We start from the raw sequence: 13,761 nt of genomic DNA, 5'->3' as shown, positions 1-13,761 counted from the left end.
GCACGATGCGTACATCCAAAAGTGTTAGAGCGTACTTTGTGCGTCCAATTGGACGCACGTCGCTCTAACGGTCGAGCAGCGCCTGCAGCGTCTCGATGCGGTCGGCTTCGGCCGCCGGCTTGTCCCAGCGCAGCCGTGAAATGCGCGGAAAGCGCATGGCGACGCCGGATTTGTGCCGTCTCGAGCGGTTGAGTCCTTCGAACGCCACCTCCAGCACGAGGCCTTGTCTGCGGTCGGCTCGCACCGAGCGGACCGGGCCGAAACGCTCGATCGTGTTGTCGCGGACATATTTGTCGATCTGCCTCAGTTCTTCGTCGGTGAAACCGAAATAGGCCTTGCCCACCGGCACCAGTTCCTCCGACCCTTCCGGCCCGGACCAGACGCCGAACGTGTAATCGGAATAAAAGCTCGAACGTTTGCCGTGGCCGCGCTGGGCATACATCAGCACGGCGTCGACCGTGTGCGGATCGCGCTTCCATTTGAACCATGGGCCTTTCGGCCGACCGGCGACATAGGGCGAATCCCAGCGCTTCAACATTACGCCTTCGATGACCGGATGCAGCGGCTTGCGGCGCAATTGCTCCAGCGCCTGCCAGTCGGTGAACTCGACCAGCGGCGAAAGATCGAAGCGGCTCGGATCGAGACTCCTGACGAAGGCTTCGAGGCGGCTGCGCCGCTCGTGGAAGGAGAGCGGTCGCAAGTCCTCGTCGCCGATCTGAAGCACGTCGTAGCAGCGCATGAAGGCCGGGTATTGCTGCTGGATCTTCAGCGTCACGCTCTTACGGTTCAGCCGCTGCTGCAGGTCTGAGAAAGTGCCGGTCGCCTGCAAGGGATCGCCGACCAGAAGCTCGCCGTCGAGGGTGGCGGAAAAGTCCATTGCGTCGGCGAGATCCGGAAAGGCACCGGAGACGTCGTCGCCGGTGCGCGAATAGAGCCGGCGCACACCGCCTTCGCAAACCGCCTGGACGCGGATGCCGTCCCATTTCCATTCGGCGGCGTAGTCGGTCGGATCGAGCTTTTCGAGATCGCCGTCGCCGACCGGCGTCGACAGCATCACCGGCCGGAACAGCGCCAGCGCCGTTTTCTCAGGTTTCTCGGCCTTGCCTTCTAGCCAGGCGAACAGCTCGGCATACGGTGGCGTCAGCCCATGCCACAGCTCCTCGATCTCGGCGATGTCGACCTTGCCGAGATCGGCCAGCGCCTGCTTGGCCAGCCGCGCCGAGACGCCGATGCGCAGGCCGCCGGTCACCAGCTTTATGATGGCGAAGCGCGCCGAGATGCTGGCGCTGTCGAGCAATCCGGCCAGCACCTTCGGTCCATCGGAACGGCTCGCCGCCTGCAGCTTTGCCACGACCTCGGAGAGCGTCGGCTCGTGGTTGATGATATCCTCGGGCGATTGCGGCCAGACCAGCGACACCGTCTCCGCCAGGTCGCCGACATAGTCATAGGAATAGCCGAACAGCACCGGGTCCATGCGCTCCATCACCAGCATGCGCAGCATCGCCGGCTTGACCGCCGCGATGGTGAGATCGCCGGTGATGGCGGCCAGCGCCAGGCCGCGATCCGGATCCTCGACGCTGCGAAAGTAATCGGTCAGCAGCGTCAGCTTGCCATTGCGCGACGGCGTCAGGACGAGGCGATCGAGAAGTTCGGCGAAGCGGTTCATGAGGGTACGCGCCAGGCCAATCGGGAAAGCTTGCGATCCTTCGCGCCCCCCTCTGTCCTGCCGGACATCTCCCCCACGAGGGGGGAGATTGGCAGTTTCGTTCTTGCCGCCCGTCCTGCAACGTCAGTGATTGGCGAAAGCCGGCGCGACATCCGATCTCCCCCCTTGAGGGGGAGATGTCCGGCAGGACAGAGGGGGGCGCCGTAGAGCTCTGCGCAGGTGACTACCGAACCTCCCGCCATCAATCGCCCTCGTCCTCATAGCCGACGAGATGCAGCGGCCGCGCGGCAATGCCTTCGAGCTCGCACCAGCGCACCAGGGCCTCCTCGCGGCCATGCGTCACCCAGATTTCCTCGGCGCCGGTCTCCTTGATCGTCGCGGTCAGTTCGTCCCAGTCGGAATGGTCGGAAATGATCAGCGGCAGCTCGACGCCGCCCTGTTTGGCGCGCTGGCGGATGCGCATCCAGCCGGACGCAAAGCACGAGATCGGATCGGGAAAGCGCCGCGCCCAGCGGTCGGCGAAGGCCGAAGGCGGGCCGACGATGACGGCCCCAATGAAATCGCCCTTGCCACCGCTTTCGACGGTCGCCGGCTCCAGTGTCCCGAGGTCGATGCCCTGGCCCTGGTAGTAGTCGCTGAGCTTGGCCAGCGCGCCGTGGATGTAGATCGGCCTGTCGTAACCGGCATCGCGCAGCAAGCGCATGACCCGCTGCGCCTTGCCGAGCGCATAGGCGCCGACCAGATGCGCGCGTTCGGGAAACTGCGCCGTCGATTTCAGCAGGCGGGCGATCTCTTCGGTATCGTGCGGATGGCGGAACACCGGCAGGCCGAAGGTCGCCTCGGTTATGAATACGTCGCATTTGACCGGTTCAAACGGCTCGCAGGTCGCGTCCCTCTGGCGCTTGTAGTCGCCCGACGCGACGATGCATGTGCCCTGATGCACGACCTCGATCTGCGCCGAGCCGAGCACATGGCCGGCCGGATGGAAGGTTACGGTGACGTCGTTCAGCGCAATCGTCTCGCCAAGTGCGGCCGCTTGCGTCGTCCCGGCGAAGCCTTCGCCGTAGCGAAGCCCCATAATGTCCAGCGTCTGTTGTGTGGCCAGCACCGAGCGGTGGCCGGAACGGGCATGGTCGGAATGGCCGTGCGTGATCAGCGCCCGGTCGACCGGCCGCACCGGATCGATGAAAAAATCGCCGGGTGAGCAATAGAGGCCCTCAGGCCGGGGATGAAGCAGGTCGCTGGCGCGCATGGCTTAGAGATAGTTGCTAATTCCGGCGCGGGAAGCCTGTTGCAAGTGACTGCTGACTCGGCCTACAGGCAACGGCCGGCGGGACCTCCGTTTTTGGACCTCGTCCGGCGCCCTTTTTCGTTCACCTGCGCCACGTGTGGCGCAGGCTGCGAAAAAGCCCGATTCGCATGCCCGAAAGGGCGGGACATCGATACGGAGGACATTCCATGCGCTGGAACTTGGTGGTCTTGGCATCTTGCCTGGCGATGGCCGGCTGCGCCGGCGCCTCGATGGCCGAACGACAGGATGAGAATGTCCAGTCCTCGCTGCAATATGATAGCGTGCCTTGCGATCAATTGCTGGCGCAACGAAACGAGCTGGCGCAGCGATATCGCCTTTCGCAGGATGCCAAGCCGTCCTTCTCCGATCCGGGGGTGGGCCTCGGCCCATTCACGCCGGACGTCCGTTCCAAGACCCAGCGTGACGTCGAACAGGCAAGCGGCCGGATCGACGCCATGAACCGGTCGATCGCCCGCCGCGAATGTGGCAAACCAGCCAAGCAGACCAAGCTTGGCTTGCCTAGCTAATACCCCGCGTCGCGATCCACCAGGTTCTTGAGCTTCTCGCCGCGCTCGAAGGCGGCCATCTGGCGCAGCATGATCGGCGCCAGATGGACGGGGTCGGAGGTCGCCGCCGCATGCGGCGTCACGAACACTTTCGGGTGGCTCCACAGCGGACTGGTCTTCGGCAGCGGCTCGACCTCGAACACGTCGAGGCTCGCTTCCTTCAGCGTGCCGTCCTCCAGCGCGCGCGCGATATCGGCATCCTTCTGCAGGCGGCCGCGCCCGGCGTTGATCAACACCGAGCCGCCGAGGCCGTTGCGTTTCCTCAGCTCCTTCAGCACGCCGTAATTGACGATACCTTGCGTGTGCGGCGTGAGCGGCAAAAGCACCACCAGAATGTCGGTGGCGTTGAGGAAGGGGATCAATCCGGCCTCGCCCGCATAGGTCGAAACGCCCTTCATCGGCCGCTCGCTGCGCGACCAGCCATTGACTGCAAAGCCGAGCGACAAAAGCACCGACGCCGCCGCGCGGCCAAGCGTGCCGAGCCCCATGATGCCGACAGAGATGTCGCCGGCCGGGCGCTGCGGCGGCTCGTGCCAGATCTTCCTTTTCTGCTGCGTTCGGTAGAGCATGCCCTGGCGGTGATGATCGAGCACCCGCCAGACGACATATTCGGTCATGTACTGGGTCAGGTTGTCGGCGACGACCTTCACGATCGGCACGTCGGGCACAGTGGGATCGGCCAAGATGTGGTCGACGCCGGCGCCGATCGAAAAGATGGCGCGCAGATTGGGCAGAGACGACAGAAGGTTCGGCCGCTGCTTCCAAACCACCGCATAGGTGATCGAGGGATCGCTGGCGCCGTCCGGCTCGAGCACCACCTCGCGTTCCGCCGACAAGAGTTCGCGCCAGCGTTGCGGATGAAAGCCGGTGACGGCAAGCAGGATACGGCCTTTTTCCATTTCGGATTCTTTTTCCTATTTACGCGACCCTGTCACTCGCTGACGATGCCGACCGGCGCCGTCTCGATCCTGAACGCGGCCGAGATCAGCGCCTTGGTATAGTCGGTCTGCGGCCGTTCGAAAATCTGTTCGGAGGGGCCGGCCTCGACGATCCTGCCATTGCGCATGACGATGACGTCGTTGGCAAGCGCGCGGATGACCTTCAGATCGTGGCTGATGAACAGATAGGCGAGGTCGTGCTTCGCCTGCAGGCTGCGCAGAAGGTCGACCACCTGTGCTTGCACGCTCATATCGAGCGCCGAGGTCGGCTCGTCCAGCATGACGAAGCGCGGGTTGAGCACCATGGCGCGGGCGATGGCGATGCGCTGGCGCTGGCCGCCGGAAAACTCATGCGGATAGCGATTGCGCGTGGCGGGATCGAGCCCGACTTCTCCGAGCACATCGACGATGCGCTTATCACGTTCATCGGGCGACAGTTTCGGCTCGTGGATCTTCAGCCCTTCCTCGATGATCTCGGAGACCGACATGCGCGGGCTCAAGGACCCGAACGGATCCTGGAAGACGATCTGCAACTCGCGCCGCAGCGGCCGCATGGCGTTGAAAGTCAGCTCGTTGATGTCGCGCCCGTTGAACCGAATGGTCCCGGTCGAAGAGATCATCCTGGCCAGCGCCAGGCCGAGCGTCGTCTTGCCCGAGCCGGATTCGCCGACGACGCCGAGCGTCTGGCCGGCGCGCACGGTGACGTCGATGCCGTCGACCGCCTTCACATTGTCGACGGTGCGCCGAAAAAAGCCTTTCTTGATCGGAAACCAGACTTTTATGTCCTGGCCCGTCATCACAGGCTTGGCGGCAGCGTTGGCCGCCGGCGGCTTGCCCTTCGGTTCGGCGGCAAGCAGATGCCGCGTGTAGCTATGCTGCGGATTGGCGAAGATATCTTTCGTCGGTCCGGTCTCGACGATCTTGCCTTTTGTCATCACGCAGACCCGGTCGGCGATCTTTCTGACGATGCCGAGATCGTGGGTGATGAACAGCATCGACATGCCCTTGCGGCTTTTCAGCTCCGCAAGCAGTTCGAGGATCTGCGCCTGCACGGTGACGTCGAGCGCGGTTGTCGGCTCGTCGGCGATCAGCAGCTCCGGCTCGTTGGCCAGCGCCATGGCGATCATGACACGCTGGCGCTGGCCGCCGGAAAGCTGGTGCGGATAGGCGTCGAGCCGCTTCTCCGGCTCGCGGATGCCGACCTCGTTGAGCAGCTCCAGGGTGCGCGCCTTGGCTTGCCGGTCGCCAAGACCTTGGTGCAGCGTCAGCACCTCGACGATCTGTTGCTCGATTGTGTGCAGCGGGTTGAGCGAGGTCATCGGCTCCTGGAAGATCATGGTGATCTTGTTGCCGCGCACGCGGCGCAATGCCTTCTCGTCGGTGGCGAGCAGGTCGGCGCCCTGGAACAGGATCTTTCCCGACGGATGGCTGGCGGCCGGATAGGGCAGCAGCTTCAGCACCGACAGGGCCGTGACTGATTTGCCGGACCCGGATTCACCGACCAGCGCCACCGTCTCGCCCTTGGCGATGTCGAAGGAGATGTGGTCGACAGCCATCGACTGGCGGCTTTCTTGCACGAAGGCGACGCTGAGATCGCGGACGGAGAGGAGAGGGGCTTCGCTCATCTGAACGTCTTGCGCGGATCGAAGGCGTCGCGGGTCGCCTCGCCGACGAAGACCAGCAGCGACAGCATCAGCGAGATGACGACGAAGCCGGAAATGCCCAGCCATGGGGCGTTGAGGTTGCGCTGCGCCTGCTTCAGCAGCTCGCCCAGCGAGGCCGAGCCGGGCGGCAGGCCGAAGCCAAGGTAGTCGAGCGAGGTCAGCGTCGAGATCGAGCCGCTGAGCAGGAAGGGCAGGAAGGTCAGCGTCGCCACCATGGCATTGGGCAACAGATGCCGGAACATGATGGTGCCGTTGGGCACGCCGAGCGCGCGGGCCGCATTGACATATTCGAAGTTGCGGGCGCGCAGGAACTCGGCCCGCACGACACCGACCAGCGCCACCCATGAGAACAGCAGCATCAGCCCGAGCAGGATGAAGAAGCCGGGCGGCAGAATGGCGGCGACGATCAGCAAGAGATAGAGCACCGGGATCGCCGACCAGATTTCTATGAAGCGCTGAAATAGAAGGTCGGTCCAGCCGCCGAAATAACCCTGCAATGCGCCGGCCGTCACGCCGATCAGCGCTGATCCGGCGGTGAGGATAAGGCCGAACAGCACCGAGACCCTGAACCCGTAGATGACTCGCGCCAGCACATCGCGTGCCTGATCGTCGGTGCCCAGCCAGTTCCAGTTGCCGACGACGCAATTGGGGTCGGCGGCACCTTGCGGATACTGGTTGCAACGTGTCTTGGCATCATAGAGCCAGGACGGCTTGGTGGGCGCTGCCTCGGGAATGGCGTTGTTGACGGTCCGGTAGGAGTAGCGGACCGGCGGCCAGATCATCCAGCCATGGGCATTGATCTCGTCCTGGATGACCGGGTCGCGATAGTCGGTGACCGCATAAAAGCCGCCGAACTTCTCCTCGGGATAAGCGACCACGACCGGAAACAGGATCTCTCCCTTGTAGGCAACGAGAACCGGTTTGTCGTTGGCGATCCATTCGGAAAACAGCGACAGCACGAAAAGCACGAGGAAGATCCATAACGACCAATAGCCGCGCCGGTTGGCCCTGAAATTCTGCAGGCGCCGCTGGTTGAGCGGCGACAGCCAGGGTCGGGCAATCCGGTCCGGCGTCGTTTCGACTGCGGCCCCGGCCATCAGACGTCTCTCCGCTCGAAGTCGATGCGCGGGTCGACCCAAGTGTAGATCAGGTCGGACAAGAGCCCGACAATCAGGCCGAGAAGCGAGAAGATGTAGAGATTGGCGAAGACCACCGGGTAGTCGCGCTCGACCACCGACCTGAAACCGAGCAGGCCGAGCCCATCGAGCGAAAAGATGTTCTCGATCAGCAGCGAGCCGGTGAAGAAGGCCGAGATGAAGGCGCCCGGAAAGCCGGCGACGACGATCAGCATGGCGTTGCGGAACACGTGTCCGTAGAGCACCTGCCGTTCCGACAGGCCCTTGGCGCGCGCGGTCACCACATATTGCTTTCGGATTTCCTCGAGGAACGAATTCTTGGTCAGAAGCGTCGTGGTGGCGAAGGCCGACAGCACCAGCGCCGTCAGCGGCAAGGTCATGTGCCAGAAATAGTCGACGATCCGCGCCGGCCAGGACAGCTGGTCCCAATTGTCGGAGGTGATGCCGCGCAGCGGAAACCAGTCGTAGAACGATCCGCCGGCAAACAGCACCATCAGCAAGATGCCGAACAGGAAGCCCGGAATGGCGTAGCCGACAATGACGACGCCGCTGGTCCATATGTCGAATGTCGAGCCGTCCTTGACTGCCTTGCGGATGCCGAGCGGGATCGAGATCAGGTACGACAGAAGCGTGATCCACAGCCCGATCGAGATCGACACCGGCATCTTCTCCAGGATCAGATCGATCACTGAAATGTCGCGGAAATAGCTGTCGCCGAAATCGAACCGGATATAGTTCCACAGCATCATGCCGAAGCGCTCGAGCGGTGGCTTGTCGAAGCCGAACTGCTTTTCCAGCTTGGCGATGAATTCGGGGTCGAGCCCTTGCGCGCCGCGATATCTCGAACCGACGTCGCCGGCGACGTCGACATTGCTGCCGCCCGCGTCGCCACCGCCGCCGCCGAGGCGGTCGCTGCCGCCCTGGTTCGTCAACCTGGCGATGACCTGCTCGACCGGCCCGCCCGGCGCGAACTGGATGACGGCGAAGGAGATAGCCATGATGCCGAACAGGGTCGGGATCATCAGCAGGATGCGGCGCAGGATATAGGCGCCCATCAGATGTTGTCCTCCTTGAAGAGGAGCACTGTGTCTGGACGGCCCCCCAAGGCAATCGCTTCAGACCAATTGTCGACGCCAGCGCCGCCCCTCATTGTCCTGCCGGACATTTCTCCCCGTATAGTAACGGGAAGAAATGGGCCGGCCGTAGGCTCGGCGCTTTTACTACGACGCTTGTGATTGGTGAAACCATCGATGAAAGCGCCCCTCTCCCCGTCACTATACGGGGAGAGGATGCCGGTGTCCGAACCGGATAGATAGGTAACAGAATGGACCGATTGCATGGGTGACAGTTTTCTTGTCCGCCGGGAGGACCGGCGATGGTTTGGCAAGAGACTGGCATCATGGACGAGCGGCTTCGGTTTGTTGTGGAGTGCCTGGCGGGTGAGGAGACGATGAGCGAGCTTTGTGTGGCCTACGGCGTATCGCGCAAGACCGGCTACAAATGGCTTGGTCGCTATCGCGCGCTCGGCCCGGAAGGCCTGCATGATCTGCCGCGGGCGCCGCTCAATCATGGCCGAGCGACGGCCCTGGATCTGGTGGAGCGGATCGTTGCGGCCAAGGAGACGCACCCGCTGTGGGGCCCGAAGAAGATCATGGCGCGGCTCAAGCGCACCGCTCCCGAGCTGCTGTGGCCGTCGGCCTCGACGGCTGGTGCGATCCTTGCGCGGCACGGGCTTGTCAGCGTCCGCAAGCGGGCACGGCTGCGGGCCTGTGGCAACGGACCATGGCCGCAAGCCGAGGAGCCGAACGCGGTATGGACGGGCGATCACAAGGGCTGGTTCCGGACCCGTGACGGGTGGCGCTGCGAACCGTTGACGGTGATGGATGCGTCGAGCCGCTACCTTTTGGCGCTCGAAGCGACGGGCTCGACGGCGGACGATGAGGCCTGGCCGGTATTCGAGCGGCTGTTTGAGGAGCATGGTCTGCCAGATCGGCTCAGAAGCGACAATGGCCCGCCTTTCGCATCGGCCGGCGTCACCGGGCTGACGCCGCTTTCGGTGCGCTTCATCAAGCTCGGCATCACGCTGGAGCGGATCGCGCCCGGCAAGCCGCAGCAGAACGGGCGCCACGAGCGCTTCCACCTGACCATGCTGCCGCTGGCCAAGACGCCGGAGGCCGACAGAATGGCCCAGAGCCAGGCCTTCGAGGCCTTCCGGCGCAGCTACAATGAGGAGCGTCCGCATGAGGCGCTGGCCATGGACACCCCGGCGCAGCATTACCGCGCCTCGCCGCGCGCCATGCCCGCGACACCGCCCGAGCCCGACTATCCGGCCGAGGCGGCGGTGCGCAGCGTGCGTCACAACGGCGAGATCAGGTGGAATGGCGGCTTCATCTACGTTTCCAAGACGCTGGCCGGCGAAGCGGTCGCCGCCGCAGAGACCGAGGATGGTGAATGGGCGCTCAGCTTCCATGCCCATCCGCTCGGCATCCTCGACACCAGGCGCATGAAACTTGTCCGCCGCAGCGCCGCGCCAACCAGACCGCTTGGCGCTGCGGCCGACAGCACAGGGGGAAAACTGTAACCCATGTATCCGGTTCAAAGTGTTACCCATCTATCAACTGGACACCGGCAGGCAGGTGAGGGGCGGCGCCGACGCCCGCAAGAAATTCAGGCTTTGCCAATTTTTGCCGCCTTGTCCTTGTCGAACCACCACAGCGCCTCGACCGGAAAGCCGAAATCGGGCTTCTGCTCGGGAAAGCCGAACATGTCCCAATAGGCGACTCGGTGATTCGCGAGATGATATGTTGGAATCCAGTCTAGCCGCGCGCGCAAGACCCGATCGAGTGCTTTGAGCGCTGTGACCAGCTCGATCCGGCTCTGCGCCTTGCCGGCTGCCTCGATCAGCGCGTCGACGGCTTTGCTTTCTGTACCGGGATAGTTGCGCATCCCCGGCATTTTCGCCATCCGGGAGTCATAGAGGATTTCCAGGCCGTCGGCAGTCGGCGTCGCCCCGATCGACCATCTGAACAGGTTGAAATCGAAATCGAAATTGCTCTGCCGCGCTTCGTATTGCGTCGAATCGACCTGCCGGATCGAAGCGTCGATCCCGATCGCCTTCATATTCTCGGCCCACGGGGAGAAAAGGCGGACGATGCCATCGTCCTCGGCCAGCATTTCCACCCGCAGTCGCTCGCCCTTATCATTGACGACGAAATTGCCCGCTCGCTTCCAGCCGGCTTCGGCAAGCAGTCTCGAAGCCTCACGCAGCAGCTTACGGTCGTGGCCCGAACCGTCGGAGACAGGCTGCATCACCGGTTCGCCGAAGGTTTCCGGCGGCAACTCGGCTCGGAACGGCTCCAGCAGGGCCAATTCCCCGGGCGTGGGCAGGCCCTCGGCCTTGTAATCCGACTGTTCGAAGTTCGAGTGCGAACGCTCGTAGGCGCCGTAAAACAGAACCCGCTTGGTCCATTCGAAATCGAAGCAACTGGCGATCGCCCGTCTCACGCGCACATCACGGAATTGCGGACGACGCTGGTTCAGCGCGACAGCCTGCATGTCCGGCGTTTTCTCGCCGGGAAATTCACGTTTGATGACCCTGCCGTCCTTCAGCGACGGAAAGTCGTAGCCGGTCGCCCATACCCGTGCGGTAAATTCCTCGCGAAAATGCGTGTCGCCCTTTTTCAAGGCTTCAAACGCTGCCTGGCGATTGATGTAAAAATCGATACGGATGCGGTCGAAGTTGTAGAGGCCGCGGTTCACGGCCAGATCGCGGCCCCAATAGTCGGCGACACGTTCATATTCGATGGTCTGTCCGGCCGCCACGCGCCCCACCTTGTATGGTCCGGAACTGAGCGGCGGTTTCAGCGTCGAGGCATCGAATTCGTTGACCGTATAAAAGGCTTTGGACACGACCGGCATTGCGACGATCGCAAGGATATTCTGCGCCGACTGTTTGCCGTTGAAGGTGAGGTTGACGGTAACCGGATCGACCGCGACGGCTTCAGTCATATGCCGCAACGCTTGGGAAAGGTTCGGATGGCCTTTGTCTTTGTAAAGTTTCAATGCGAAGGCGACGTCCTCAGCGGTCAGTGGCGAGCCGTCGTGGAAGCGCGCTTGCGGTCGCAGGCTGAAGCGGAAGCCATTGCGGTCCGGCGATAAGGTAACGGACTCGGCAAGCAGGCCATAGACCGCGTCAGGCTCATCGAGTGCGCTTGCCATCAGCGAATCGAAACAGAATTCGGTGCGCGGCGGCGAATCCCCCCTCAACACCAGGGAATTCAACGTGTTGAACGTCAGAAAGCTCTGGTTGAAGGTGGAGTTCGGCGGTGCGAAATTCATCTGGCCGCCCTTGGGGGCGTCCGGATTGACATAGTCGAAATGCGTGAAGTCCGCGGGATATTTAAGGTCGCCGAAGGCCGACAGGCCGTGCAGCTTTACGCCGGTCGGGATGGCGGCGAAGGCCCGGCCTGGCAGCAGCGCTGCCGCCGCGGCAGCAGTGCCCAGGGCCAGAAAGTCGCGGCGGGCCAGAGAGTCGCGCCAGGGGAGCGCCGCCATCAATTGCCACTCTTGTATTTTGCCGCCAGCGCCTTTTCCTTGTCCGCATCGATCCACCAGGAATTCTGATCGACGCCGCTATAGGCCGGTTGCTTTTCCGGGATGCCGAACTTGTTCCAATAGGCCATCCAGACCACCGACCGATGGTGTTGCGGCACGACATAGTAATTCCACAGCAGCACCCGGTCGAGTGCATGGGTGGCAGCAACCAGGTCGTCGCGATCGGTGGCGAAGATGACGCGGTCGACCAGCGCATCGACGACCGGGTTCTTGATGCCGGCATAGTTGCGGGATCCAGGCGTGTCGGCGGCCTTCGAGCTCCAGAAGTCACGCTGCTCGTTGCCTGGCGAATCCGACTGTCCCAGCTGCGATATGGTGACATCGAAATCGAAGTTGTTGACGCGGTTGACGTACTGGGTCTGGTCGATCAGCCGCAGCGTGGCGTCGACACCGATCTTGCGCAGATTGGCGATGTAGGGACTGGAAAGGACCTGGTCGGTGTCGTTCCAGCCGAGGATTTCGAACTTGAACGGCTCGCCCGTCTTGGCATTCACCATTTTGCCGCCCTTGATCACCCAACCGGCCTTGGCGAACAGATCGACCGCAGTCTTCAGATACTTACGCTCCGCCTGTGGCGAATCGTAGACCGGCAGCTTGAATTCCTGGGTGAAGATTTCGGGCGGCAGCTTGTCGCGATATTGCTCAAGGATCTCCAGTTCCTTGCCCTGCGGCAGTCCGCTCGATGCCAGTTCGGTGCCTTGGAAATAGCTTGATGTACGGGTATTGGAACCGAAGAACAGCGTGCGGTTCATCGACTCGAAGTCGAGCGGGTAAGTCAGCGCGGCGCGCACCAGGCGATCCCTGAACAACAGACGTCTCGTGTTGAGCATGAACGCCTGCATCGGTTCGGGTGAGGCGGTCTTGAATTCCTTCTTGATGACGTCGCCAGCCTGGACTGCCGGGAAATTATAGGCCGTGTTCCAGCGCCTCGAACTGTTTTCCGGCTTAATGTCATCCAGCCCGCCTTTGGTGAAGGCCTGCCACGCCGCATTATCGTCGAGAAAGTAGCTGAAACGCTGGGTGTCGAAGTTCTCCCGGCCGATCTTCACCGGCAGCTTGGCTGCCCAATAGTCGGGCACGCGCTGCCAGATGATTTCCGAGCCCGGCTTGAAGCTGGCGATCTTGTAGGCGGCGGACCCCAGCGGCGGCTCCAGCGTCGGCCTGGTGACGTCGCGCTTCTTGCCATTGGCGTCGGTACCTTCCCACCAGTGCTTCGGCAGCACGACGAGATCGCCGATGATTTTCGGCAACTCCCGATTGCCCTTCTGGCTGAAATGGAATTCGACTTCGCGGTCCGAGATCGCGACGGCATCGGTGACATTCTCGAAATAGCGACTGTACATCGGGCTGTTGGCCTTCAGCACCTGAAACGACCAGATGACGTCGTCGGTGGTGATCGGCTGGCCGTCGTGCCACCTGGCCCGTGGGTCCAGGCGGTAGGTCGCCGAGGAATAGTCGTCCGGATGTTTGTAGGCGTCGGCGATCAGCGGATGGCTGACGCTGCCCTCGTCGGTCGCCTGCTCCATCAGCGTGTCATAGAGCAGCCCGCCGCCGAACTGTGTGAAGCCGGCTGCCGGCGAACCCTGGACGATATAGGGATTGAAGCTGTCGAACGTGCCGAGCACCACCAAATTCAGCGTGCCGCCCTTCGGCGCGTTCGGATTGACGTAGTCGTAGTGCTGGAAATTATCGCCATATTTGGATTCGCCGATCAGCGACGAGGTGGTGCGCCATTCGTCCGCGAAGGTTGCCTGCAGGCCGCCGGCAAAAGCCGCCATAACCAGCACCGATCTTAGAAACGTTCGGCCAACCGTCATGCCTTCTCCTCTTCGCGATGGCTGTTTAGCGGACAATCTAGATCATTTGACGCTCATGAAAACCGCGAC

General features: G+C 62.7%; 10 protein-coding genes. 2 read left to right on the top strand and 8 right to left on the bottom strand.

Features of this window, described 5'->3' with window-relative positions; translation table 11 throughout:
• Positions 1-64: 64 nt before the first annotated feature.
• Positions 65-1,666 (bottom strand): cisplatin damage response ATP-dependent DNA ligase, encoded by a 1,602-nt coding sequence (locus EJ075_RS06570; RefSeq protein WP_126103787.1) that lies wholly within the window; start codon positions 1,664-1,666, stop codon positions 65-67.
• Between the two features lie 241 nt (positions 1,667-1,907).
• Positions 1,908-2,918, bottom strand: a complete 1,011-nt coding sequence (locus EJ075_RS06560) for a ligase-associated DNA damage response exonuclease (protein WP_126103786.1) — start codon at positions 2,916-2,918, stop codon at positions 1,908-1,910.
• A 206-nt stretch (positions 2,919-3,124) separates the two neighbouring features.
• Here EJ075_RS06560 and EJ075_RS06555 point away from each other — a divergent pair, with 206 nt between their 5' ends.
• Positions 3,125-3,484 carry a hypothetical protein gene (locus EJ075_RS06555; RefSeq protein WP_095487778.1) on the top strand — a complete coding sequence of 120 codons (360 nt, stop codon included), beginning with the start codon at positions 3,125-3,127 and terminating at the stop codon, positions 3,482-3,484.
• On the opposite strand, the gene EJ075_RS06550 is transcribed toward EJ075_RS06555, so the two are convergent.
• From EJ075_RS06550 to EJ075_RS06535, 4 genes are read right to left on the bottom strand one after another with little or no spacing between them, the layout of a single operon-like run.
• On the bottom strand, positions 3,481-4,422 hold the full coding sequence (locus tag EJ075_RS06550; protein WP_095487780.1) for a glyoxylate/hydroxypyruvate reductase A: 942 nt from the start codon (positions 4,420-4,422) through the stop codon (positions 3,481-3,483). The genes EJ075_RS06555 and EJ075_RS06550 overlap by 4 nt on opposite strands.
• A 32-nt stretch (positions 4,423-4,454) precedes the next feature.
• On the bottom strand, positions 4,455-6,086 hold the full coding sequence (locus EJ075_RS06545) for an ABC transporter ATP-binding protein (RefSeq protein ID WP_095487782.1): 1,632 nt from the start codon (positions 6,084-6,086) through the stop codon (positions 4,455-4,457).
• On the bottom strand, positions 6,083-7,222 hold the full coding sequence (locus tag EJ075_RS06540; RefSeq protein WP_095487784.1) for an ABC transporter permease: 1,140 nt from the start codon (positions 7,220-7,222) through the stop codon (positions 6,083-6,085). The genes EJ075_RS06545 and EJ075_RS06540 overlap by 4 nt, the downstream gene beginning before the upstream one ends.
• Positions 7,222-8,316 (bottom strand): microcin C ABC transporter permease YejB, encoded by a 1,095-nt coding sequence (locus EJ075_RS06535; protein ID WP_126103785.1) that lies wholly within the window; start codon positions 8,314-8,316, stop codon positions 7,222-7,224. The genes EJ075_RS06540 and EJ075_RS06535 overlap by 1 nt, the downstream gene beginning before the upstream one ends.
• A gap of 320 nt (positions 8,317-8,636) precedes the next feature.
• Between EJ075_RS06535 and EJ075_RS06525 the strand changes: the two genes are divergently transcribed.
• On the top strand, positions 8,637-9,842 hold the full coding sequence (locus EJ075_RS06525) for an integrase core domain-containing protein (RefSeq protein WP_126103784.1): 1,206 nt from the start codon (positions 8,637-8,639) through the stop codon (positions 9,840-9,842).
• Positions 9,843-9,928: 86 nt separating this feature from the next.
• Here EJ075_RS06525 and EJ075_RS06520 read toward each other — a convergent pair whose 3' ends face one another.
• Together EJ075_RS06520 and EJ075_RS06515 are read right to left on the bottom strand one after the other, a co-directional pair.
• Positions 9,929-11,815, bottom strand: a complete 1,887-nt coding sequence (locus EJ075_RS06520) for an extracellular solute-binding protein (RefSeq protein ID WP_126103783.1) — start codon at positions 11,813-11,815, stop codon at positions 9,929-9,931.
• Positions 11,815-13,692: an extracellular solute-binding protein gene (locus EJ075_RS06515; RefSeq protein ID WP_126103782.1), complete on the bottom strand. Its 1,878-nt coding sequence runs from the start codon at positions 13,690-13,692 to the stop codon at positions 11,815-11,817. The genes EJ075_RS06520 and EJ075_RS06515 overlap by 1 nt, the downstream gene beginning before the upstream one ends.
• Positions 13,693-13,761 lie beyond the last annotated feature (69 nt).

Source organism: Mesorhizobium sp. M6A.T.Cr.TU.016.01.1.1 (genome assembly GCF_003952585.1).
Classification (GTDB): domain Bacteria; phylum Pseudomonadota; class Alphaproteobacteria; order Rhizobiales; family Rhizobiaceae; genus Mesorhizobium; species Mesorhizobium mediterraneum.
Note: the sequence above shows the minus strand (reverse complement) of the source record. Positions and strands in the feature narration are given on the sequence as shown.

What these genes read in the sequence shown, in the direction of transcription:
- EJ075_RS06570 (WP_126103787.1), bottom strand. Translation starts at nt 1,666, where the DNA reads ATGAACCGCTTCGCCGAACTTCTCGATCGCCTCGTCCTGACGCCGTCG.
- EJ075_RS06515 (WP_126103782.1), bottom strand. Translation starts at nt 13,692, where the DNA reads ATGACGGTTGGCCGAACGTTTCTAAGATCGGTGCTGGTTATGGCGGCT.
- EJ075_RS06555 (WP_095487778.1), top strand. Translation starts at nt 3,125, where the DNA reads ATGCGCTGGAACTTGGTGGTCTTGGCATCTTGCCTGGCGATGGCCGGC.
- EJ075_RS06545 (WP_095487782.1), bottom strand. Translation starts at nt 6,086, where the DNA reads ATGAGCGAAGCCCCTCTCCTCTCCGTCCGCGATCTCAGCGTCGCCTTC.
- EJ075_RS06535 (WP_126103785.1), bottom strand. Translation starts at nt 8,316, where the DNA reads ATGGGCGCCTATATCCTGCGCCGCATCCTGCTGATGATCCCGACCCTG.
- EJ075_RS06550 (WP_095487780.1), bottom strand. Translation starts at nt 4,422, where the DNA reads ATGGAAAAAGGCCGTATCCTGCTTGCCGTCACCGGCTTTCATCCGCAA.
- EJ075_RS06560 (WP_126103786.1), bottom strand. Translation starts at nt 2,918, where the DNA reads ATGCGCGCCAGCGACCTGCTTCATCCCCGGCCTGAGGGCCTCTATTGC.
- EJ075_RS06540 (WP_095487784.1), bottom strand. Translation starts at nt 7,222, where the DNA reads ATGGCCGGGGCCGCAGTCGAAACGACGCCGGACCGGATTGCCCGACCC.
- EJ075_RS06520 (WP_126103783.1), bottom strand. Translation starts at nt 11,815, where the DNA reads ATGGCGGCGCTCCCCTGGCGCGACTCTCTGGCCCGCCGCGACTTTCTG.
- EJ075_RS06525 (WP_126103784.1), top strand. Translation starts at nt 8,637, where the DNA reads ATGGTTTGGCAAGAGACTGGCATCATGGACGAGCGGCTTCGGTTTGTT.